Origin of the sequence: Limosilactobacillus sp. (genome assembly GCF_022651205.1) — a bacterium.
In the GTDB taxonomy this organism is placed as follows: Bacteria; Bacillota; Bacilli; order Lactobacillales; family Lactobacillaceae; genus Limosilactobacillus.
The window spans coordinates 100,522-122,901 of sequence record NZ_JALCQI010000002.1; the positions used below are offsets into that span (position 1 = coordinate 100,522).

Here is a 22,380-nt window from a genome sequence, read left to right on the forward strand (position 1 = left end):
TGTGTATGCTGATGTGACATGGTCGAGGAGTTCACCACGACCGCTTCTACTGCAACAGAGTCTAGATCGGCTCGCCCTAACCTTCCTCGAGTTTCTAAGCTACAGAGTCGAGGACTGTTCGCCACGACCGCTTCTACTGCAACATGGCCTAGATCGGCTCGCCCTAACCTTCCTCGAGCTAACGACCTCCACCTCCGACGGCAAAACGCCGTTCGGTGGAGAAATCGTTAGCCACCGGAAGGTTTTAACGGGCTCGCACTCTTTTTCTAGAACAACCCCTTTATTTTTCCTTGGGCGTCGATGGACATGTTAACGGCAGCGGGAGTCTTGGAAAGGCCGGGCATGGTCATCATGTTACCTGAAAGGGCAACGATGAAGCCGGCACCGAGCTTCGGAACGAATTCACGAATATGGAAGGTGAAGTCGGTTGGAGCACCAAGTTGAGTTTGGTCATCAGTAAATGAATACTGAGTCTTGGCAATGCAGACGGGAAGATCATTCCAGCCAAACTTAGCGAATTGTTTTAATTGCTTCTTGGCCTTCTTGCTAAACGAAACTTCTTTGGCTCCATAAATTGTTTTGGCAATTGTGTTTACCTTTTCTTCAATTGAGTCACTAATATCATAAAGTGGCTTAAAATCGCTTTGTTGATCGGCTAAGCGGACAACTTCTTTAGCAAGCGCTTGGGTACCTTGTCCACCTTTAGCCCAACTATCAGCAACGACAACGTTAACGCCAAGCCGCTTACAATTATCCTCAATAAATTTAACCTCGGCATCGGTATCATTAATAAAGTGGTTAATTGCAACTACTACCGGCAAGCCATAGCGTTGCATATTCTTAATGTGCCGGTTTAAGTTAACAATTCCCTTTTCCAATGCAGGAAGTTGTTCTTCTTTAATTTCATCAAGGCTGGCACCACCGTTATATTCAAGTGCTCGAACCGTTGCAACGATCACAATTGCATCTGGGTTCTTCCCCAATACAGGACGCTTAATATCAAGGAACTTCTCGGCACCTAAGTCAGCACCAAAGCCAGCTTCTGTAACGGTATAATCAGCTAACTTCAAAGCAGTTTGGGTCGCTAAGATACTGTTACAACCATGAGCAATATTAGCAAATGGTCCCCCGTGAACAATTGCAGGCGTGTGATCAAGCGTTTGAACGAGGTTTGGCTTGATTGCGTCTTTCAATAAAATGGTGATGGCATCCTCAAAGCCAAGTTGGCCAACTGTTACTGGTTCCCGATCATAAGTGTAACCAACAACGATCTTACTAATCCGCTTCTTGAGATCCATTAAGTCTGTTGAGAGACACAGGATTGCCATTAACTCTGAAGCAGCCGTAATATCGAATCCGGTTTGACGCGGAATTCCTTGCATAATTCCACCAAGACCAGTAATAACGTTCCGTAGTGCTCGATCATTAACATCCTCAACCCGCTTCCAAATAATTCGTCGTGGATCTAGATTTAGCTTGTTATCCCGCATGACATAATTATCAATCAAAGCAGCCAAGGTATTATTAGCACTAGTTAACGCATGAAGGTCACCGGTAAAGTGCAAATTGATGTCTTCCATCGGAATTACCTGACTGTAACCTCCACCAGTAGCACCACCTTTAATTCCAAAAACGGGTCCCATTGATGGTTCACGCATTGCAATAATCGTTTGATGGTTTAATTGGTTTAAGGCATCCCCTAGTCCAACGAGAACTGTTGACTTTCCTTCACCAGCTGGAGTCGGATTGATTGACGTCACAAGAACTAACTTATGCTTTTTTCCGGCCTTTTCAGCAACGGGTAATGAAATCTTAGCTTTGTACTTACCATATTGTTCAATTTGGTCATCACTTAAATCAATCGACTCAGCAATCTGATTAATCGGCTTAAGGGTGGCTTGATCAGCAATCTCTATATCTGTCATTTCAATCCGCTCCTATCTAAAATACGAACTTTTTATAAAAAAGCACCGTTAAAGTTAAGAAATAACTCTTACGGTGTCTAGAATATCTGATTATTCTGTATTTGTAAACCACTATTTAGTCTTATTACTAGATTTTGTGGTTTTTTGGTCGTGATCTGCTGACTCGCTATTTTTTTCGTTAATCCCCCGTTGTGAATGGAGCGGGCGAGCAAAGATCATTCGTCCAGCATCGGTTTGCAATGCACTAGTGACCTCAACTTCAATCCGCTTATTCATAAAGTAGCGACCATCCTCAACCACGACCATCGTTCCATCATCAAGGTAGGCAACACCCTGTTGTCGCTCGGTCCCGTTCTTAACAACGACGACATTTAGCGTCTCACCAGGGAGCACTCGTGGACGAAGCGACTTCGCTAAGTTATTAATATTCAAGACCTGAACATTTTGGAATTGAATAACCTTATTTAAGTTATAGTCGTTAGTGACGATCACTCCGTTAACTTTTTTGGCTAACGCAATCAGCTTACTATCAACTTCTGGAATATCCTCAAAGTCACCATCATACATTTCAATCGGCACAATCTTTTCCTTTCGTAACTTATTCAAAATGTCTAAGCCACGACGACCACGGACTCGCTTAATGCTTTCGCCAGAATCCGCAATGTATTGAAGCTCATAAAGGACAAAGTTGGGAACTAGCAATGTTCCTTCAAGAAAACCGGTTTTAACTAAATCGTAAATTCGACCATCAATTAAAATGTTCGTATCCAAGATCTTGTAATGATGGTAATTCTCATCCTTCTGGTCAATTACTTGCGTATTCGAGTTCTTTGGCCGAACACGGTGTCCAGATAAGAGGTTCTTCCAATCGTCCAATCGTGTGGTCCCGATCCGATAACCAAAATAGCTAAAGACAATCATTAACAGGATCGGTAAGACGTTGTTAACAACTGGGATCCCGGTTCGCCAAAGCGGAATGGAAATCAAAACCGCTAATACTAAACTGACAATTGTTAGCAGTGTTCCGAAGAATAGATATACTGGGCTTAACTTTGTCAGGCTTTTTTCAATCCTGACAACAAGTTGTTCAGTTGGCTTTGCAAGTGGCAAGGACAACAAGAAGAAAATAAGTGCCCCTAGAATAACGTCAATAAAGACAAATAATGCGTCACTTAAATGAATATTGATCAAGTCCCAAAATAATGGCAAATAATAGAAGCCAATTGCAGCCCCAACAACTACATATATCAATCGAATAATTCGTTTTCGCATTTTACAACCCTCCTTTATATTTAGCCTAGTGCAAGTCGTAATGCTTGACGTAAGGTGGTCACACCAATAACTTCAATCCCCGTTGGTGCTTGCCAGCCCTTCAAGTTATTTTTAGGGACAAAGATCCGTTTAAAGCCAAGTTTTTGGGCTTCAGCAACTCGTTGTTCGATCCGGTTAACCCGACGAATCTCACCCGTTAAACCAACTTCACCCACAAAGGCATCTGTTGCTTGAGTCCCCTTATCACGATAGCTTGATGCAATACTAATTGCGATCGCCAAGTCAATTGCTGGTTCATCTAGCTTTACACCACCAGCAGCTTTAAGGTAGGCATCTTGATTCTGCAACATTAAGTTTGCCCGCTTTTCAAGTACTGCCATAATCAATGATACCCGATTTCTGTTCAAACCGGTAGCGGTTCGCTGGGCGTTACCATAAACAGTCGGTGTCACCAATGCTTGGATTTCAACCAAAATTGGTCGGGTTCCCTCTAGTGAAACCACAACAGCTGAACCAGTTGCGTCCTTTAAACGTTCCTCAAGGAAAATCTCTGAAGGATTTTGAACTTCTGATAGGCCATTCGTATGCATCTCAAAAATCCCAAGCTCATTTGTCGAACCAAAACGGTTTTTTACGGACCTCAAGATTCTGTACGTATGGTGGAGATCTCCTTCAAAATAAAGAACCGTATCCACCATGTGTTCCAAGATCTTCGGTCCAGCAATTGCACCACCCTTAGTAACGTGTCCCACAACAAAGATGGTAATGTTATTGCTCTTGGCAATTTGCATCAATTGTGCCGTCACTTCACGAATCTGGGAAACACTTCCGATTGCTGATGTAACATCAGTTGCTTGCATCGTTTGAACGGAATCAATCACAACATACTCTGGCTTTAACTCTCGGATAGTGTCCTTGATGCTATCCATATTTGTTTCTGGATAAATATAGAAGTCATCTGCAGCGACATCTAACCGTTCCGCCCGCATTTTAATTTGGGTGGCACTCTCTTCACCGGAAACGTATAAAACACGGTGGTGCTCACTTGAAAGCTGCCCCGAAACTTGAAGAAGTAGTGTGGATTTTCCAATTCCGGGATCACCACCAATAAGGATTAGTGAGCCGGGGACAATTCCACCACCAAGAACCCTGTTTAATTCATTCAGCTTAGTTTTTACCCGTGGCGTTTCATGACTATTAATCTCACCGATTTTTTGTGGTTTTGCGACTAATCCAGTTAAAGTCGTCGTTGGTCTTTTGGTGCTTGCACTGGTGCTCGAAGATTGAACCTGTTCTTCAACTAACGTATTCCATTCACCACAATTTGGGCACCTCCCCAAATAACGTGGCGAACTATAACCACAATTTTGGCAAACATACTGTGTCTTAACTCTGGCCATTAATGCCATCCTTTCTTTTATTTATCTTACTTACTAACAACGATCCTGAAATAAAAGTGCGCCCTACCAATCACTTTTTTTAAGCGTATTGGACCGCTCCACCAGCAAAAATTTAGCCGATTTTGGAAAAATTCGCCTAAATTTATTCCGATTTTATTCAGGATTTGCTATATTACTTTTTGGTTGAGCCGAAACCGCCGACCCGCTGTGCGAGTGGTTGTTTTTCATCATCAGCAATGAGGAATGGCATAAAGATTCCTTGGCCGATTCGCTCACCTTTCTTTATGTGGTAATCTGTCAAGCCATAGTTAATGAGTTGAATAAGGATTTCACCCTCATTACTATCGTTGTCATAATAATCCGCATCCACAATTCCGATACCGTTTGGCAAGATTAATCGGCGCTTCAGCGGACCGCTAGAACGATTTGCTAGTAGCAAAAATTCATCATCTTGCATATAAGCCTTAATACCAGTTGGTACAAGGTACGGTTTAAGACATTGATCAGCGTTTTTAAGCTCATCATCAGTCACCTTTGACTGTTGGTGTAGTTTCCACAGGATCTTGAGAAAGTTTCCTTTCCAGATTGAGGGAAGGACAAAATCCTCCGCAGCTTCAAAATCATAGCCCGCCGCACTAGCTGTCTGCCGGCTTGGTAAATGAAGTCCCTGATCCCGTTTACGAGAAACAATCTTAAATCCGCGTTTCATTTATATCACCTAATCCTTTTTATAAACTATCTACTTATTATAAAATAGATATAGGATTTATGGTATTGCTTTACAATGAATTGATTCAGAACGGATGTGGTCAAATGGATTACAAGGTTGAGGAAAACCGGATTATCGCAAGTGATGAAAAGCAACCCTTTGTTGGCGAGATTAGTTTCCCGAAAGTAACGGGGGAATCTGATCGGGTAGTCGTTGAACGAGTTTTCGTTCATCCTGACTATCGGGGTCAAGGAATTGCGGCAGAGTTAGTAAGCCGGTTTGTTAAATATGCCACTGCACAACAACTAACCGTTAAATTAATGTGTCCCTATGCTGTAAAACAGTTCAAGGCACATCCTGAATACCAACATTTACTGTTACCTGAAGATCGTTTCTAAAACTTAAGGAGGAAACTCATGAATCAAGATGAGCTAAAACAACAAGTTGGCCGTGAAGCTGTTAAGTATATCCACCCAGGAATGGTTGTCGGTCTCGGAACTGGGACTACCGTTCATTGCTTAGTAGAAGCTCTTGGCGAACGCGTTAAGAATGGCGATTTAACAGATATTGTCTGTGTTACTACTTCGAACAGGACTACCCGTCAAGCTCAAGGTCTTGGAATCAAGGTTGAAGAAATTGATGATGTTGATCATATCGATCTAACCATTGACGGTGCTGATGAAATTAGTGACGATTTTCAAGGAATTAAAGGCGGCGGTGGCGCGCTTCTTTGGGAAAAGATCGTTTCAAATTACTCCGATCACGTAATGTGGATCGTTGACGAATCAAAATTAGTCCACCACCTTGGTGCTTTCCCATTACCAGTTGAAGTAACCCCATACGGAAGCCAACACCTCTTTACTAAGCTGGCTCGGCGTGGTTATAACCCAACATGGCGGATGCTTCCAGATAACAGCGATAAGTTCCGGACACACCAACGAAACTTCATCATTGACTTGCATCTTGAAGACATCAACGACCCATTTGCTCTCCACGAAGAATTAATCGGGATGGTTGGCTTAATTGAAGATGGCTTATTCTTAAACCAAGTAAATGATGTTCTTGTGGGAACCCAAAATGGGTCAAAGTTCCTTCATGCCCGTCCATAATATACACAACAGTAAAAATTAAAAATGATCTTAAAAGAGATCGAGAAATTCAAAATTTCTCGATCTCTTTTTCATTTCCCCATTATTTACTAGCAGCGTATTTAAGAACTAAATCCCATAGTTTTTTCTTAGCAGGTGACAAGATCTCGTTATGACGGGCAACCAGAGAAAGGTGAAATAACGGTTGACCTTGATCCGTTAACGAAAGATTGACTAGTCGATCGTTAGGCGTAATCGCTAATTTAGTTAAAAAAGAAATTCCCAAGTTTTCCGCAACCATATTTTTGATGATATGAATATCGTTGGTCCTGTAAATTACTTGAGGTCGGATATGTGCCCCACGACACATCTTTCTGAAGGCTTTTTCGTGGATAAAGTCAGCATCTGGTAAGATAAACTGTTGTCCTTTAAGATCACTAAAACTCAGGGCTGCCCTGTCTGCTAATTGATTATCCCGACTCATTATAATTTGAAACGGGTATTGATCTAGTTCCTTAACTAATAGTTCTGGCTGTTGAAGAGAACTAGCCGAACCCAATAGTGCCATATCAAGTTCACCCCGTAGCAACATTTGTAACAAACTTTCCGAGCCTGCTTCCGTAACTTCGAGCTTATCAATTAGACGCGCCCGCAACAATTCGGGAGTAAGCGGTGGGAAATAATAATTACCGATAATCGGTGGTAAGCCAAACCGAATCTTATTTAATTTGGCGTTTTCAATTTCTTCGCGGGCAACAGTTAATTCATTCAAAATAGTTCGCACATGTTGAGCGTACTGTTGGCCAATCCGGGTAACCTCAATTTGGTGGTGGACATGATCACGAACAAAGAAGGTCGTTCCGTACTCTTCCTCTAGTCGGTTAATCGCCATTGTGATCGTTGGCTGACTAACGTGAAAGTGCTCAGCAACCACCGAAAAATTTTTCTTTTTTACTAGTTCAATAAAATATTCTAAATCTTTAATTTTCATTTTTGTCCTTAAAATCAGTCTTTAATTTGGGTGTATCAATTTTATTTATAGGATAACACATATTTGACTATAAACTTACGTTATCCCTATCATTAAAATTACAAATAACCAAATTAAAGGAGATCCTTGAATAATGACAGATGCAATGGCGATTCTTAATAATCCATTTATAAATAAGGGAACCGCATTTACCATGGAGGAACGCAAACGGTTGGGCTTAATTGGTACTCTTCCACCGCGTGTTAAGACAATCGAAGAACAAGAAGCTGATACCTACGCACTTTACGAGAGTAAGTCATCACGAATTGAAAAGCGTCACTTCTTGATGGAAGTTTTCAACGCTAACCGAACACTTTTCTTTTACTTAATGGAGAAACACATTACTGAAATGATGCCAATCGTTTATGATCCCGTCATTGCAGAATCAATCGAAAAATATAATGAACGTTACCTTCGCCCTCAAGATGCTGTTTACCTTTCCGTTAAACATCCAGAGGACATTAAGGAAAGCTTGCAAAACGTTAGCGCTGATCGTGATATTCGCCTGATTGTTGTTACCGACTCACAGGGGATCCTCGGAATTGGTGACTGGGGTGTTGATGGCGTGGACATCGCTGTTGGGAAGTTAATGGTTTATACCGCAGCCGCTGGTGTTAATCCTTCCCAAGTTCTGCCGATTTCTATTGATGCCGGAACTGACAATGAAACCTTGTTAAATGATCCTAACTATCTTGGTGAACGTCATCACCGAATTACTGGTCAAGAATATTTTGACTTTATTGATCGGTTTGTCGACACCGTTGAAGAACTTTACCCAAAGAGTCTCTTACACTTTGAGGATTTTGGTCGGGGAACGGCAGCACGAATTCTTGATAAGTACCACGATCGAATTTTGACCTTTAATGATGATATTCAAGGAACCGGGATTATCGCCCTTGCTGGAGTCCTCGGTGCACTAAATATTTCCAAAGAAAAGTTGGCTGACCAAAAATTCTTAACGTTCGGTGCCGGAAGTGCCGGAATGGGAATCGCTAAAATGTTGTTTGACGAGTTGGTTCGGCAAGGAATGGATCCGACTGAAGCTAAGAAGCACTTCTACCTAGTCGACAAGCAAGGCCTTCTCTTTGACGATACTGAAGGCTTAACACCTAAGCAAAAGCCATTTACTCGCCAACGAAGCGAATTTACTAACGCTGATGAACTAACGAACTTAGCAGCAGTTGTTAAGGCAATCCACCCAACAGTAATGATCGGGACATCTACACAACCCGGAACTTTTACTGAAGAAATCGTTAAGGAAATGGCTGCTCATACTGAACGCCCAATCATTTTCCCTCTTTCAAACCCAACTAAGCTTGCGGAAGCACGGGCAGATGATCTTCTAAAATGGACAGATGGTAAAGCACTAGTCGCTACCGGTATTCCAGTCGAAGATATTGACTACAACGGGGTAACCTATAATATTGGCCAGGCCAACAACGCTTTAATTTATCCAGGAGTTGGCTTTGGGGCAATTGCAACTGAAGCAAAGCAAATCAATAATGCGATGCTTGCAGCTGCTGCCCATTCCCTTGTCGGCTTGGTTGACCCCAATCAACCTGGTGCTGCGGTTCTTCCTCCTGTTAAGGATATGGCAAAGTTCTCCAAGACGGTTGCCATTGCGGTTGCCCAATCCGCAATCGATCAAGGCCTTTCATCTGCCAAGGATGCTCAAAAAGCAGTCGAAAAGATGACCTGGGAAGCAAAATATTAATTGAGTTTTATTGCGAGACTAAAAAGCCATAGTCTCGCTTTTCTGTTTTTAAATCACTATAATATTAAGTAATACTTATTTAAGGAGCGTGAACTATTGTGAGTTTTAATATTACTGACTCAGCAATTAATGATTTTCATCGCGATTACCATAACCGAAAAGAAAGCAGTGTCCTTGAAAATGCCGTTACTAAGAACGGTGTTAACGCTGCTAGTTTTAATTGGCATTCAATTGCTGATAACGACCCGCATTTTTCAATTGATCTCAAGACAGGGGATGTTGCTGACCAAAAACAATCTGGTCGTTGCTGGATGTTTGCTGCCCTAAACACAATGCGTCATGACATGCAACACCGGTTCAACCTACCAGATAACTTTGAACTTTCTCAATCCTACCAATTCTTCTGGGATAAGTTTGAAAAGGCCAATTACTTTTACGAAAACGTTATTAAAACCGCAAGTCTCCCTACTGGTGACCGCAAGATCGATTGGTTAATGGAAGCTCCACAATCTGATGGTGGCCAATGGGATATGCTCTGTGCCCTAATTGAAAAGTATGGGGTAATGCCAAAGTCCGCAATGCCTGAATCATTTAATTCAAACCGTTCTAACGGAATTAACTCCCTACTAAATAACAAGCTTCGCCACGATGCCGTAATTCTTCGGAAGATGATTAACGAAGATCACGCTACTGAAGAAGCCGTTACTGCTAAACGGAAGGAAATGTTAAATGACGTTTACCGGATGCTAGCATATGCTTTTGGTGAACCAGCTAGTCATTTTGACTTTGAATACCGGACAAAGAAGGATAATGAATTTCACCATGACGAAAACATTACGCCACAAGAATTCTTTAAGAAGTACGTTGGCTGGAACCTAGATGACTATATTTCAATCATTCAAGCGCCAACTGCTGATAAGGAATACTACAAGACTTATACTATCGATATGCTTGGCAATGTCGTTGGTGGACGGCAAATCAAGCACCTTAACCTACCAATGGCCGAATTTAAAAAGCTCGCAATCGATCAACTAAAAGCTGGCGAAAGTGTTTGGTTTGGTTCGGATGTCGTTAAATACTCCGAAACTAAGCTTGGGATCATGGCCCTTAACACCTACGACTATTCTCAACTATTCGATACCGACCTTGACATGACCAAGGCCGACGCACTTGATTACAGTCAAAGTATGATGGATCACGCAATGGTCCTTACTGGTGTTGATCTAGTAAACGACCAGCCAACTAAGTGGAAAGTCGAAAATTCCTGGGGACCAAAAGTCGGAACTAAGGGATATTTTGTAATGAGCGATGCCTGGATGGATAAATACTGCTACCAAATCGTCGTTAACAAGAAATACCTTAGTGACAAACTCAAGCAGGCCCAAGCCCAAGATCCCATCGTCCTCAAGCCCTGGGACCCAATGGGAACGTTGGCATAGGAAAAAGAGTGCGAGCCAGCAGAGGACTTGCGGTTGGTTAACGATTTCTTCTGGCGAGGGCGTGACTTGTCACGTCTAGCCAGAAGGTCGTTAACTCTAGCAAGTCCCTGGCGAGCAGATCTAGGCTGTGTAATAGTAGAAGGAAACTCGGGCGAAGCGCAGTGGCTGAGTGGCTTTTGTCATCAACAAGTTGATAGCCAAAAACCTACTCATCCTTGCGTGGGTTCACAGACGAAATTGATAAATCAATTTCTGGTTCACTCCAACGTTTTGACTATGCTGCAGTAGAAACTCGGACAAGACACAGCACAATTTCTCCCTCCTGGATACTAAAAGCATCTAGGAGGGAGTTTGTTATCTACATTCAGAATATCTATCATTAAATTTCAATAATAGATTGACATTTATTTCTAATTAGAATATGATACCTGTAACTTCAAACGAAAGGAACGATTGTTATGTTAAAGCAACTTTGGCAAGCCTGGCGCTGACTAAGTGAGACTACAACTAGTGTAGGCTCACATTTTGACGTTGAATCAAAAGAGTCTGCACTAGGGCAATCGTTTTTAATAATGATGTCCCGATGGTGTAGAGATCGTCGGGACTTTTTTTGCATAGTGTCCAGGCTCGCCCACATAAAAGGAGTTTGGAATTTATGAATAATCAAGAAATCAATGCTAAAGCAGAAGAAACAATGTATTATGGTGAATTTGGCGGCCAATATGTCCCAGATGCAATCAAGCCTGCACTAGATGAAGTTACCAACTATTACAAGAAATACCAGCACAACCCACAATTTCGGATTGAGTTAGCGGAATTACTTCGCGACTATGCCGGCCGTGCAACCCCACTCTACTATGCTGAAGGATTAACAAAATACCTTGGTGGTGCCAAAATTTATCTAAAACGTGAAGATTTGAATCACCTTGGAGCTCATAAGATTAATAATGTTTTAGGACAAATTTTATTAGCCAAACGGATGGGCAAGAAACGAATCATTGCCGAAACTGGAGCTGGTCAACACGGGGTTGCTACTGCTGCCGCTGCCACAAAATTAGGTTTGAAATGCAAGATCTATATGGGCGGATTAGATACCGACCGGCAAAAATTAAATGTTTTCCGGATGCGTCTAATGGGTGCAGAGGTTAAAGCAGCTGGCGGACCCCAAGGAGTTCTCGAAGACGCGATCCATGCTGCTCTTACAGACTTAGCACAAAATTACCAAGATACGTACTACCTGGTTGGCTCTGCTGTTGGTCCATACCCTTATCCTGAAATGGTTCGTGATTTTCAAAGTGTAATTAGTCATGAAGCTCGGCAACAATTCCTTGATAAAGAAGGTCGGTTACCCGATGCTGTAATTGCCTGCGTGGGCGGTGGCTCTAACGCAATCGGTGCGTTTAACAATTTCATCGACGATCCTCAAGTACGATTAATTGGTGCGGAAGGTGCAGGTAAGGGTGCGGAAACATCACAAAACGCCGCAACGATGACCAACGGAACCGTAGGAATTAATGATGGAATGAAATCCTACCTCCTTCAAGACGAAAATGGTCAGCCACTACCTGTTTACACCATTTCCGCTGGCCTTGATTATCCTGGTGTCGGCCCAGAACATTCAATGCTTAAAGATATTAATCGAGCAGAATATTATGCGATTACTGATGATGAGGCGATAGAAGCATTCCAACTTCTTTCCAAGTTAGAAGGGATCATCCCCGCACTAGAAAGTTCTCACGCAATTGCTGAAGCAATCAAAATTGCACCGCAAATGGATAAGGATCAGCTAATAATGATTAATCTCTCTGGTCGTGGTGATAAGGATGTCCAACAAGTGGCGGATTATTTGGGTGAACAAGAATAGAATTATAAATTGCTAAACACGCCCTCGGCAGAAATAAAATGCTGAGGGCGTGTTTTATGCGTTATATATTGTCGAGATCTGCTCGCCAGGAACTCGGCTAGACAACTGAGTCGAAACGTGTTCGCAGGGAAGCCCCTATAGACAACAAACTCCCTCCCAGATGCTTTCCAGCATCCAGTCGGGAGAAATTGTTGTCTTACGGGCCTTCTTAACCTGCTCACACTCTATCTTGTAACATCATCCCCAAAGTACTTTTGGGAGAGTTTTTTGACGGTGCCGTCTTTTTGGAGTTTCTTCAATGCTTGGTTGTAGGAAGATTGAATTGCTGAATCTTTCTTGTTAAAGAGGGCTGAAATTTTAGCCGGTTTAACTTCACTAGAAACGTCGATCATCTTGAGACCCTTGGTACTGTTCTTTTTACCATAGGCATACCATGCTTCTCGTGAATTGACTGTTCCTTCTGCCCGTCCCTGCTTTACCATTGCTAAGGAACTACTAAAATCACCATTTGGAACAAGGGTACCATGGTACTTCTTAACAACATCGGCGTTATTAGTACCGGTACCAGCAACGATTTTCTTCCCCTTAATTTGCTTCAGGTTCTTAATCTTACTATCCTTAGGCACAATTAGGACATACCGGGACTTAATATATGGTGTCGAGAAGTTATACTTCTTTGCACGCTCTGGGGTTTGCGTAATATTATTCATTACAACATCATATTTTCCAGAACCTAGGCCGGCCACTAATGAGTCCCATTTACTAGGAACAAACTTTGCCTTTAACCCCATTTCCTTTGCGACCGCTTTGCCGAGATCAACCTCGAATCCCGTTAACTTATTGTTCTTCCGGTATGAATAAGGAGAGTAAGTCCCTTCAAGACCAATTGTCAGCTCTCCTTTTTGCTTTAATTCTGAATTAACTTTCGATGATGCTGCATGAATACTAGTAATTCCGGCAGTTGTTCCCACCGTGAGTGCCACTAAGGTCACCAATACTTTTTTCCAAATTTTCATTTTTGATTTCTCCTTCTAACTTAAATTCTCCATCGTCATTGATGCAATAAAGTTCTTAATCCGGTCATTTGGATTATTCTGGGAAAAGAATTCTTCTGGACCGCCATCATAAAGAACCTGTCCTTCTTCTATAAAGACGATTTTGTCAGCGATTTGTTTAGCAAAAGCCATGTTATGGGTTACAAGAACCATCGATTGCTTCTCACGGGCCAATCTCAAAAGAACCTTCAAAACACTTAATTCTAGCTCTGGATCAAGAGCGGAAGTTGGTTCGTCGAGGAGGAGGTACTGTGGCTTCATTGCTAGAGCTCTTGCAATTGCGACCCGTTGTGCTTGCCCTCCTGATAGTTCATTCGGATAAACATCACTATAATCAGCCATCCCCACCTTGGTCAACAATTCTCTGGCTAACTCACTTGCCTGTTTCCGTCCCATCTTTAGGACCTGAGTAGGCCCTTCAATAACGTTATTGAGAACTGTTTTATGAGGAAAGAGATTATAATCCTGAAATACCATCCCTGTTTCCCGCCGGATTGCCAATTTTTCCTTGCTGCTAATCTTTTGACTAAAATCAATCTGGTGACCATTGAAGTCATACTGGCCACTCTCCGGCGTCACCAAAAGATTTAGTGACCGCAAAATTGTTGACTTTCCAGAACCGGACGGACCAACCATCACCGTAATTTTCCCTGCAGGAATTTCCAACGTGACATCTTTCAGGACGTGTTTCTTACCGTAAACTTTATTAATCTGAGTTAATTTCATCACATTTCTCCCCTTAACTAACCCTTATCTGACTGCCTAACCGTTTCTCCAGGTAGTGCTGAATCCCTGAAAGAACCGTTGTAAACACTGCATAAATTAGCGCTACTAACGTGTACATCAATAACGGCTGATAGTTAGCTGCCGCAATTTGCTGGCTAACTTCAAACATCTCCATAATCGTAATTGAAGCAGCCAATGAGGTGTCCTTGACCAAACTAATAAAGCTGTTTGATAGCGGTGGTAGTGCAATCCGAAGCGCCTGAGGAATAATAATCCGCCACAATACTTGCAAGCGGGTCATTCCGATTGCCGCACCAGCCTCCCATTGACCACTAGGGACTGCACTAATTGCGGCCCGAATGGTTTCCGATGCATATGCACCGGTGTTCAAGGAAAAGGTGATTATTCCTGCAGTAAACGGCTCAAGCTTGATCCCGTGAGGCAATACTCCTTTAATTCGTAAGTATGGTAGACCAAAAAAGACGATAAATAGTTGAACTAGTAAAGGGGTCGACCGGAATAGCCAAACATAGAACTGGGCAAGCCATTTAAGGAGCATAAATAATCCATGTTGACGCGAAAGACGAATCAATGCGGTTACCAATGCAATAATTAGGCCGAAGAAGAACGAAATTAATGCTAGGGGGATCGTATATTTAAATCCCGCTGCTAAAAGTTGAGGTAACGATTCCTGAATTATTTCCCACATGGTTTACTTATCCTTTCTTAACTAATTTAACTTATTTAATACCTGTTCTCATTCAACGATTATTTCAAATAAATGATCCAAAAAGGCGAAACTTCAAGTTAAACTTGAAATTGCGCCTTATGTACTTACCCCGACAATATTAGCAGGCCAAATTAAATTTGGGTACGCCAAAACGTGGGTCGCATAAGACGCGATCCACAACAACAAACAACAGCGTTAACAAATTGAATGTTTTTCATGACGTGTTCCTCCTAATAAAGTATGAATAGAATATAACTTATTTATAGTAAGTTGTCAACAAAAAGTTTTAAAGTAACGGATCATAACGAACTGAATCAGGATTCTGTGTATCGTTAAGATATTTCTTAAATAATGGTAGCTTAAACCGTACTCTACCATTACCAGCTGGTGTGATTAGATCTTGTTGAATCATTCGTCGTCGGTATTGGTTAACATAGTTTTGTTGTTGCTTAGCTGACTTATCGTAATTCATCAGCGAAGCAATTTCGGTAGTTGACATACCATTAGCTATCCCTCGTAAGTACTTCCTATCATTAGTCGAAAGATTATCAAAAATAATATCATAACTTTGAGTGAACAGATCTTCAATATAAAGCTGCTTAATTACTTCAAAGGTTTTCTGATTTGGTTTTTGATGACTAATATTAGTAGCATTCCATAATTTATATCCAAGGAGTTGAAAAGCAAATGAATAGCCACCTGTTAATTGAGCCATTTGATGACTAAGCATTGGTGAAAAATTAAGGTGCTTTTGATATTCATTTTCGATTTGATTAATATCTAACATTGTGGTTTGAATATGCCGCGCTCGCTTGAGAAAGGTCAACGTCTGCTCGTGCTCAATCTCATAAATCATCTGCGGTAAGCCATCAGCTACTAAGTAAAAATTTAATCTATGCCGTTTAAGATTTTGAAGCAATTGAATAAACTCACGAGTATTCTCTTTGTGATTAAATTCATCAATAAAAATAACTACCTGCTTGTCAAGCTTGGTTAACATTTCCATGAAATTTTCAATATCTTGAGTAGTATAGTCCTCATTTGTCTTATTAAAACTTAAACTAAAACCCATGATTGAAATTGTCGAGATGTGATCAAGTAATGAATGAATCTTAAAAATGTTTTTCAACTCGCGCCCAAACGCTTGAACCATGTGTTGGTTATTATCAATTTCCAAAATATAAGTGTTATTAAGTTGCTCAACCTGTTGTTCAACTTTGGTTAACAGTGCTGTCTTCCCCGAGCCACGGAGACCAGTAATGAAAATCACTCGATTGGGATCGCCATACTTTATAGCTTCCGCAACTGCTTGTGGGCTTTCAAAGTCACTTTGATAATTCGGTAACATAATCTTCGGCGGAGTTCCAAAACTAGGATCAAATGGATTCCTTGGTAATTTTTCCAATCGATTCACCTTCTTTTACATTTCACTTTTATTTTACATTCTTTTACATTCCACTTTTATTTTACATTTTTTTACATTTCTGAGCAAACAAAATAGCCTCCAACTTAACTCAGTCGAAGGCTACATATTATCTTAAGAATTCAATATTCTATCCAAGAAAGATTTAACATCGTCGTAGATTGTTTGACTCCAGAAGTCACGCTCATGGTTAGCGCCAGTAACACAATAAGCTTCAACGCTAGCCCCAACTGATTCTAGCTTTTGCGCCATTTCTTCCATTTGGTGATAAGGAACAACCTTATCGGCATCACCGTGGAAAAGTTGGAACGGTGGATATTGCTTCCCATCTTCTACTTGGTAGAGCGGACTCATTTCACGCATAACTGCTGGCCACTTTTTCTTATCTGGACCAAATAGACAGAATTTCAACAGGTCATTACCGAGAACATTTTCTGAATTTTTAAAGGTCTCTTCAACGTCCATCGGCGCAAAACAGGAAACAACGGCTGAAACAGCATCAGATTGTTCAGTGTAATCAGCCGTCTTATACCGTGAATCATCACCGGTAAGACCAACCAACATTGCTGCGTTGGCTCCAGAAGATGTCCCCCAAATTGCAACTCGTTTAGGATCAATTGCATATTTCTTAGCGTTAGCCCGTAAAAAGCGAATTGCTGTCTTCACGTCCTGAAGAAATGCTGGGAAGGGATGGCCGTCTAGTGAGTTCCGGTGTTGAACTGTCGCTACAATATAGCCGTCATTCACAAACTGAACTAGTTGCGGGATCTTTTCACCAAGCGTTGGTAGGCGCCACGAACTTCCCTGAACAAAAACGATTAGTGGTCGTGGTTCAGTAGTATATTCACGAGGATAACGCTGCGTCCAGGGAGCTAAGATTTCGAGCTTCAGTGGTTGCCCATCAACCGCAGCATACGTGATATTCTCAATTAAGCGAACTTGCCCACTTAGGGTTGGGTTATTGGGGATCTTATGAATTACCATTCTCTTCACCATCCATTGTAATAAAGGTCTTCTTAATAATATTTAGAGCTGAATCAAACTCGTAAAGGATCGGTTTACCATTAGGAACCTCAACCTGATCAATTTGATCATCCGGAATTTGATCAAGATATTTAATTAATGCACGTAAAGAACTACCGTGAGCAACAATTAGCTGGTTCTTCCCGTCAAGTAGCCGTGGAGCGATCTGATCCTGCCAGTAAGGTAACAAGCGTTTCTGGGTCATTGCGAGACTCTCACTATACGGCATCTTCACTCCAAGCCGATCATACCGTCGCTCGTGCTGACGATGAGTTAGTTTAGGCGGAACTTCGCTGTAGCCACGTCGCCAGCGGTGGAGTTGTTCCGCGCCAACTTCTTCCTTAACTTTGGCTTTATTTAAGCCACTAAGGGCTCCATAATGACGTTCGTTTAGTCGCCAGGTCTTATGAACGGGGATGAATAATTGGTCAACCCGATCCAGGATAATATTCATCGTTTTAATGGCTCGAGACATATAAGAAGTATGGGCATCAGCAAACTCTAATCCCATCTTTGCTAATTCTTCACCAACTAGTTCTCCTTGTTCAATTCCTTTTTCCGTTAACGGAACATCTGTCCATCCGGTAAAAATATTATCACGGTTAGCTTGGCTTTGACCATGACGAACTATTACTAACTTTACCATTCTCAGCCACTCCTTTGCACCCTTCTATGATACAGCAATTGTGTATGATTGAACAGGGTCACTCCTTGCAGGAAGTAGCTTTTAATCGTGACATAAAAATCGCCACATCGACTTTTATCTAAGTTGAAATGACGATTATCTTTGAAATTACTTTTCATTCAACATTACTGAAAATTCAATGTCTTGGTCTGCTGGGATATGGTACTGCTTTTCAACATCAGCACCCCAGCTATCAATTCCACCAACACCACGAACGGCACCAGCAATCACAAGGACAGTTCGCCGCGCTAAGGGAAGTTCTTCAATATGGGTTGCCGATTCAAGTTCTTCAGCAGTATATGGCAAACAACTAAAGTTAAAGGGCTTATCTACTTGTCCGACCTTTAGTGAAAATGGTGCAGTTGAGTGATCAGCATTATTTTCCGTTATTTCCCGGGTAATTTTTAGCTGCTTCGTTTTCATGTGCATCCCGTTTTCCTGAGGAACAAGGTACTTAGCTACCGGAAGGCCATCAACATGGTATTTCCCAGGTTGAGCACCGGCCATTCGGTCAGGATAGGTTTCACCAGAAAGACCCTCATAGTCAAAACTGGTTGCCGTAGTTGGCATGATAAACCGTAAGCCAAATACTGGAAGCTCTGGCAAATCTGGATGACCAAAGTAATGGGCTGTCAATTTAATTTGACCGTTAGCAGACACTAAGTATGTAACTGTAACCTTAGTTGCTGGAACAGTCAAGGTTTCATAGGTAAACCTAATTTTGACATTATCAGCTGTTTCGTGGTTAGAAAATTGGTTTGTCTCTGGAGCGATTGGTAGTTTTTCAAAGTGATGATCATCAACCGTCAAGTCAGTCTGATCATTAAGACACTTCGTAAAGGTATCTGCAGCTAACCATTGTGCCGACTTGATGTTGAAGCCACTTCCCCGATCATTATCGGTGGTTGCCCGCCAAAATGTTGGTGTTGGAACACGGTAAAGCCATTCCTTGCCGTTTAGTTTCAGCGATTCTAAGCCGCCTTTTTCGTAACTGAAGATATAGTGAAAGCCATCGCCACCAATTCCCAGCGTTCCGTCACCGTAGATCACGTGTAATTTATTTGTGTAAGCCATAGTAATAACGTACCTCCTGCATAGCTGGTTTTGGTGTCCGGTCAGCAAACATTAGACCATCACCAGAGAATTCGTAATCTGAATGACGATCGTCAAAGTCGCCACCATACCGCATAACCATTTGTCCACTGATTGGGTCCTTTACTTGGATTGCTTGGTCGATGAAGTCCCAAATAAAGCCGCCAAAGTATTGAGGATACTTATCAAGAAGTTTGATGTATGATCCCATTCCACCAGCGGAATTACCCATATCGTGCATGTACTCACATTCCATAAATGGTTTATCTGGATTGTTCTTTAGATATTCTTCAACCTGCTTTGGTGGTAAGTACATCCAACTTTCAACATCCGAGATTTGATCCCGATAATCCTTAGTACCACCCTTTGGTAGGTAATTATCTGGATCCATACTTGGAATTTGATCACTATAATCGTGAGTATGACAAACTCCTTCATAGTGAACTAACCGACTATCATCATGCTCCTTATAGAACTGTTGCATAGCCACTAGGTTGTCACCAGCAAACGATTCATTCCCAAGAGACCAGAACAAGATTGCCGTGTGGTTCTTAAAGAATTCATAGTTGCTCCGTGCCCGGTCAACGACTACTTCTTTCCATTGGGGAACAGATCCCGGAACGTTATCTGAAGGTTCAATGGCCCCCATCTTTTGCCAGGTAGCGTGCGATTCCAAGTTATTTTCCGCCATCATGTAAATACCATTTTGGTCACACAGGTAGTACCAAGGAATTTGGTCTGGATAGTGACAAGTCCGAACCGCATTAATGTTATTTTCCTTAAAGGTGTGAATATCACTAAGCATATCCGGCATTGTAACTGAACGGCCACGGTGATCGTCCCATTCATGGCGGTTGACACCGTTAATAATCAACCGTTTTCCATTTAAAAGAACAACGTGGTCCTTGCTAATCTCAATTCTCCGGAAACCAAATTGGTAAGGAACTAACTCAATCAGATTGCCATCTTCATCATGAATCTCAATCAACAATTGGTAAAGATAAGGATCGTGGTTATCCCAAAGATGAACATCCTTAAATTCGTGTGGTGCAATTGTCACATTGCTGTCAATTGGCTTCGTTTCATCCAGTAAAGTACTTCCTGCATGATTCTTAACTAATACATGAACGTTTCCGGCATGTTCACCAACAAGGTTAAGGTCCATTGATAGTTCACCATCACGGTAATTATCAGCAACCCGTGGCTTCAATGTGAAGTCTTCTAGGTGGGTTACCGGTTGTGCCAGCAATTCAACACTCCTAAAGATTCCAGAGAAGCGGAACATATCCTGATCCTCGATCCACGAAGCAGTACTGTGTTTAAATACCTCTACCGCAATCACATTGTCCTCATCCTGAATGTATGGGGTTAAATCAAACTCAGACGGTGTAAAACTATCTTCAGCATAACCAATAAAGTGACCATTTAGCCACAAGTACATTGCCCGCTCAACACCTTCAAAGCGGACACGGATTTGCTTTCCCCTTAATTCATCATTTAGATCAAAATGCTTCAAATAAAGGCCAACGGTGTTATCTTCGCCTTCACTAAAAGAGCCCTCTTCAGGATCATCCTGACTTAGTGCATAGGCAGGGCGACGATAAATTTTCCCTTCCCACGGAATTAACGTATTAATGTAATTGTTCTGTGCATAATCGCTTAATTCGATTTCACTAGGAACCTCGATCTGATCAAAGCCACTAGCGTCAAAGTCAACTTGATAGAAATCCTTAATTCTCTCCTGAGGCGTTGAGGCAAATTTAAATTGCCATTGACCATCAAGACTTTGTTCAAAGCTACTCTTGTGTTTCTGCCACTCTGCATAATCACGGTAGAAATGGTGGTCACTATGCGCTGGTAGCTGGTTAACCCGAAAAGTCTCCGGATCATCCAACCATTTGATATTTGCTTCCATCGGCGAAATTCCTCCTAAAAAATTCATTACAAATCAAGTATAGCGCTTTCATTTAAATGAAGATAGTAAACTTTAATACATTTTACTAAAAATAAAGCAGTCCGTGACCATTAAAGTCACGAACTACCTTTCCAAAATTTAACTATACTTTTCTTCGATGTCATCAGGGACCCAACTATAGTCCTTAACTTTATTAATTAGTACTTTACCATGATCCGCCGAGTATATTAATTCTGTGTCACCCAAACTGTTATCCCAAAGCTCTATCACATCAAATTCATCGTAAAGCTCGACTAATCGTTACAAGCTCCTGGTATATCTCCGAGTAACCAGATCAGGTTTTACACCATGTCCACCCTTGGAGACTCGTAATTTAACTCGATTAACAGCTAGTTTGGCGCTAACCAAGCCTACATATTCTAAGCGCACTGTATACCCTCGGTTTTTGGCAAAGTTAATAAATTTCAAGATTCCCTTCCGACTTGAAGCAAGTGTCGTCTCCTGGATAACGTTATGTCCCGATAACAACTCTTGCTTTAGCTTAGTAACAGCAACCCGCATTGCTTTTAAATTATCCAGATCAGAATGCCAATCCCCATGCATTGATCGTAAAATCTTGTCGGCATTAATCAACACATAATTCTTATCATTATTTAGCAAAGACCTATATAGAGTGCTTTTACCTGCGCCATTTACCCCAGCTAAAATTATATACTCAGGCATCAAAGGACAAACTTCCCTTCAATGATTGGTTTTTGAACTTCTCGCAGTCTAGAATTTAACAGATCATAGAGAAACAATCTTTTGCTTTCATCCGTTTCGTTATCAGCCATTCGCTTAATTTCTGCAGGTGTCAAACTATGAAACCAGTCATAAAATTCCGTTGCCTTATCCATAATAATCATCCCCTTTACTCAATCTAAATATATATTCTCGTTATATTAAAGGATCCTTTTATATGCGCATCACTTTTAATACATTTGTGAATTTAATTTTGATTTATTAAATCAAATAATTGTTCTACCTTGGAAATAATCCGACTTTGCTCGGCTAATGGTGACAAAGAAAAGATTGCATTTCGTAATCTTGTTAAAGCTAACTTAGGTTGAGCAACCTTTGCAAAATAATTATACAGCAGAAACAGGTTGCTTTACTATGCAGCCCTATCCTATTCAACAAAAAAAGGCTCTACGTCAAGTAGTGTTGATCAGAAAATTTTCGCTTTACATTGTAAAATTGGTCTAAAGGAATCATCTATGAGGATGGTTCCTTTTAACTTACCTGAATTTG

At 41.4% G+C, this 22,380-nt stretch carries 20 protein-coding genes; 5 read left to right on the forward strand and 15 right to left on the reverse strand.

Annotated features, from left to right (window positions below):
• Positions 1–266: 266 nt before the first annotated feature.
• The 4 genes from LKJ51_RS01325 to LKJ51_RS01340 form a co-directional block, all read right to left on the reverse strand.
• Entirely contained in the window at positions 267–1,925 is a 1,659-nt protein-coding gene (locus tag LKJ51_RS01325) for a formate--tetrahydrofolate ligase (protein ID WP_291979727.1), read from the reverse strand.
• Positions 1,926–2,036: 111 nt separating this feature from the next.
• Positions 2,037–3,197 carry a PIN/TRAM domain-containing protein gene (locus tag LKJ51_RS01330; RefSeq protein ID WP_291979726.1) on the reverse strand — a complete coding sequence of 387 codons (1,161 nt, stop codon included), beginning with the start codon at positions 3,195–3,197 and terminating at the stop codon, positions 2,037–2,039.
• A gap of 20 nt (positions 3,198–3,217) precedes the next feature.
• Positions 3,218–4,597, reverse strand: coding sequence for a DNA repair protein RadA (gene radA / locus LKJ51_RS01335; RefSeq protein WP_291979725.1), 1,380 nt, complete (start codon positions 4,595–4,597; stop codon positions 3,218–3,220).
• A 172-nt stretch (positions 4,598–4,769) separates the two neighbouring features.
• Entirely contained in the window at positions 4,770–5,306 is a 537-nt protein-coding gene (locus LKJ51_RS01340; protein ID WP_291979724.1) for a dUTP diphosphatase, read from the reverse strand.
• Between the two features lie 104 nt (positions 5,307–5,410).
• Here LKJ51_RS01340 and LKJ51_RS01345 point away from each other — a divergent pair, with 104 nt between their 5' ends.
• Both LKJ51_RS01345 and rpiA read left to right on the forward strand, forming a co-directional pair.
• On the forward strand, positions 5,411–5,704 hold the full coding sequence (locus LKJ51_RS01345) for a GNAT family N-acetyltransferase (RefSeq protein WP_291979723.1): 294 nt from the start codon (positions 5,411–5,413) through the stop codon (positions 5,702–5,704).
• 18 nt (positions 5,705–5,722) lie between these two features.
• Positions 5,723–6,415: a ribose-5-phosphate isomerase RpiA gene (rpiA, locus tag LKJ51_RS01350; protein WP_291979722.1), complete on the forward strand. Its 693-nt coding sequence runs from the start codon at positions 5,723–5,725 to the stop codon at positions 6,413–6,415.
• Positions 6,416–6,497: 82 nt separating this feature from the next.
• On the opposite strand, the gene LKJ51_RS01355 is transcribed toward rpiA, so the two are convergent.
• A complete protein-coding gene (locus LKJ51_RS01355; protein ID WP_291979721.1) occupies positions 6,498–7,385 on the reverse strand; it encodes a LysR family transcriptional regulator in 888 nt (295 codons plus the stop codon).
• Between the two features lie 133 nt (positions 7,386–7,518).
• Here LKJ51_RS01355 and LKJ51_RS01360 point away from each other — a divergent pair, with 133 nt between their 5' ends.
• The 3 genes from LKJ51_RS01360 to trpB all read left to right on the forward strand — a co-directional run bounded on the left by LKJ51_RS01360 (position 7,519) and on the right by trpB (position 12,441).
• Positions 7,519–9,138 carry a malolactic enzyme gene (locus LKJ51_RS01360; RefSeq protein WP_434737664.1) on the forward strand — a complete coding sequence of 540 codons (1,620 nt, stop codon included), beginning with the start codon at positions 7,519–7,521 and terminating at the stop codon, positions 9,136–9,138.
• 110 nt (positions 9,139–9,248) lie between these two features.
• Entirely contained in the window at positions 9,249–10,577 is a 1,329-nt protein-coding gene (locus LKJ51_RS01365) for an aminopeptidase C (protein WP_434737666.1), read from the forward strand.
• Between the two features lie 655 nt (positions 10,578–11,232).
• A complete protein-coding gene (gene trpB, locus LKJ51_RS01370; RefSeq protein WP_291979687.1) occupies positions 11,233–12,441 on the forward strand; it encodes a tryptophan synthase subunit beta in 1,209 nt (402 codons plus the stop codon).
• Between the two features lie 224 nt (positions 12,442–12,665).
• Here the strand turns inward: trpB and LKJ51_RS01375 are convergent, their stop codons facing one another.
• The 10 genes from LKJ51_RS01375 to LKJ51_RS01420 all read right to left on the reverse strand — a co-directional run bounded on the left by LKJ51_RS01375 (position 12,666) and on the right by LKJ51_RS01420 (position 21,986).
• On the reverse strand, positions 12,666–13,457 hold the full coding sequence (locus tag LKJ51_RS01375) for a transporter substrate-binding domain-containing protein (protein ID WP_291979686.1): 792 nt from the start codon (positions 13,455–13,457) through the stop codon (positions 12,666–12,668).
• A gap of 15 nt (positions 13,458–13,472) precedes the next feature.
• Positions 13,473–14,222 (reverse strand): amino acid ABC transporter ATP-binding protein, encoded by a 750-nt coding sequence (locus tag LKJ51_RS01380; RefSeq protein ID WP_291979685.1) that lies wholly within the window; start codon positions 14,220–14,222, stop codon positions 13,473–13,475.
• 13 nt (positions 14,223–14,235) lie between these two features.
• Complete coding sequence (locus LKJ51_RS01385; protein WP_291979684.1) at positions 14,236–14,931, reverse strand: amino acid ABC transporter permease; 696 nt, start codon at positions 14,929–14,931, stop codon at positions 14,236–14,238.
• Between the two features lie 307 nt (positions 14,932–15,238).
• On the reverse strand, positions 15,239–16,357 hold the full coding sequence (locus LKJ51_RS01390) for an ATP-binding protein (RefSeq protein WP_291979683.1): 1,119 nt from the start codon (positions 16,355–16,357) through the stop codon (positions 15,239–15,241).
• 132 nt (positions 16,358–16,489) lie between these two features.
• Positions 16,490–17,359, reverse strand: a complete 870-nt coding sequence (locus tag LKJ51_RS01395) for an alpha/beta hydrolase (protein ID WP_291979682.1) — start codon at positions 17,357–17,359, stop codon at positions 16,490–16,492.
• Positions 17,346–18,044 carry a 2,3-bisphosphoglycerate-dependent phosphoglycerate mutase gene (locus LKJ51_RS01400; RefSeq protein WP_291979681.1) on the reverse strand — a complete coding sequence of 233 codons (699 nt, stop codon included), beginning with the start codon at positions 18,042–18,044 and terminating at the stop codon, positions 17,346–17,348. Before LKJ51_RS01400 ends, LKJ51_RS01395 begins: the two co-directional genes overlap by 14 nt.
• A 147-nt stretch (positions 18,045–18,191) precedes the next feature.
• Entirely contained in the window at positions 18,192–19,157 is a 966-nt protein-coding gene (locus LKJ51_RS01405; protein WP_291979679.1) for a beta-galactosidase small subunit, read from the reverse strand.
• Positions 19,141–21,090, reverse strand: a complete 1,950-nt coding sequence (locus LKJ51_RS01410; RefSeq protein ID WP_291979678.1) for a glycoside hydrolase family 2 TIM barrel-domain containing protein — start codon at positions 21,088–21,090, stop codon at positions 19,141–19,143. The genes LKJ51_RS01405 and LKJ51_RS01410 overlap by 17 nt, the downstream gene beginning before the upstream one ends.
• Positions 21,091–21,390: 300 nt before the next feature.
• On the reverse strand, positions 21,391–21,813 hold the full coding sequence (locus tag LKJ51_RS01415) for a zeta toxin family protein (protein ID WP_291979677.1): 423 nt from the start codon (positions 21,811–21,813) through the stop codon (positions 21,391–21,393).
• Entirely contained in the window at positions 21,813–21,986 is a 174-nt protein-coding gene (locus LKJ51_RS01420) for a hypothetical protein (RefSeq protein WP_291979676.1), read from the reverse strand. Before LKJ51_RS01420 ends, LKJ51_RS01415 begins: the two co-directional genes overlap by 1 nt.
• Positions 21,987–22,380: the final 394 nt, after the last annotated feature.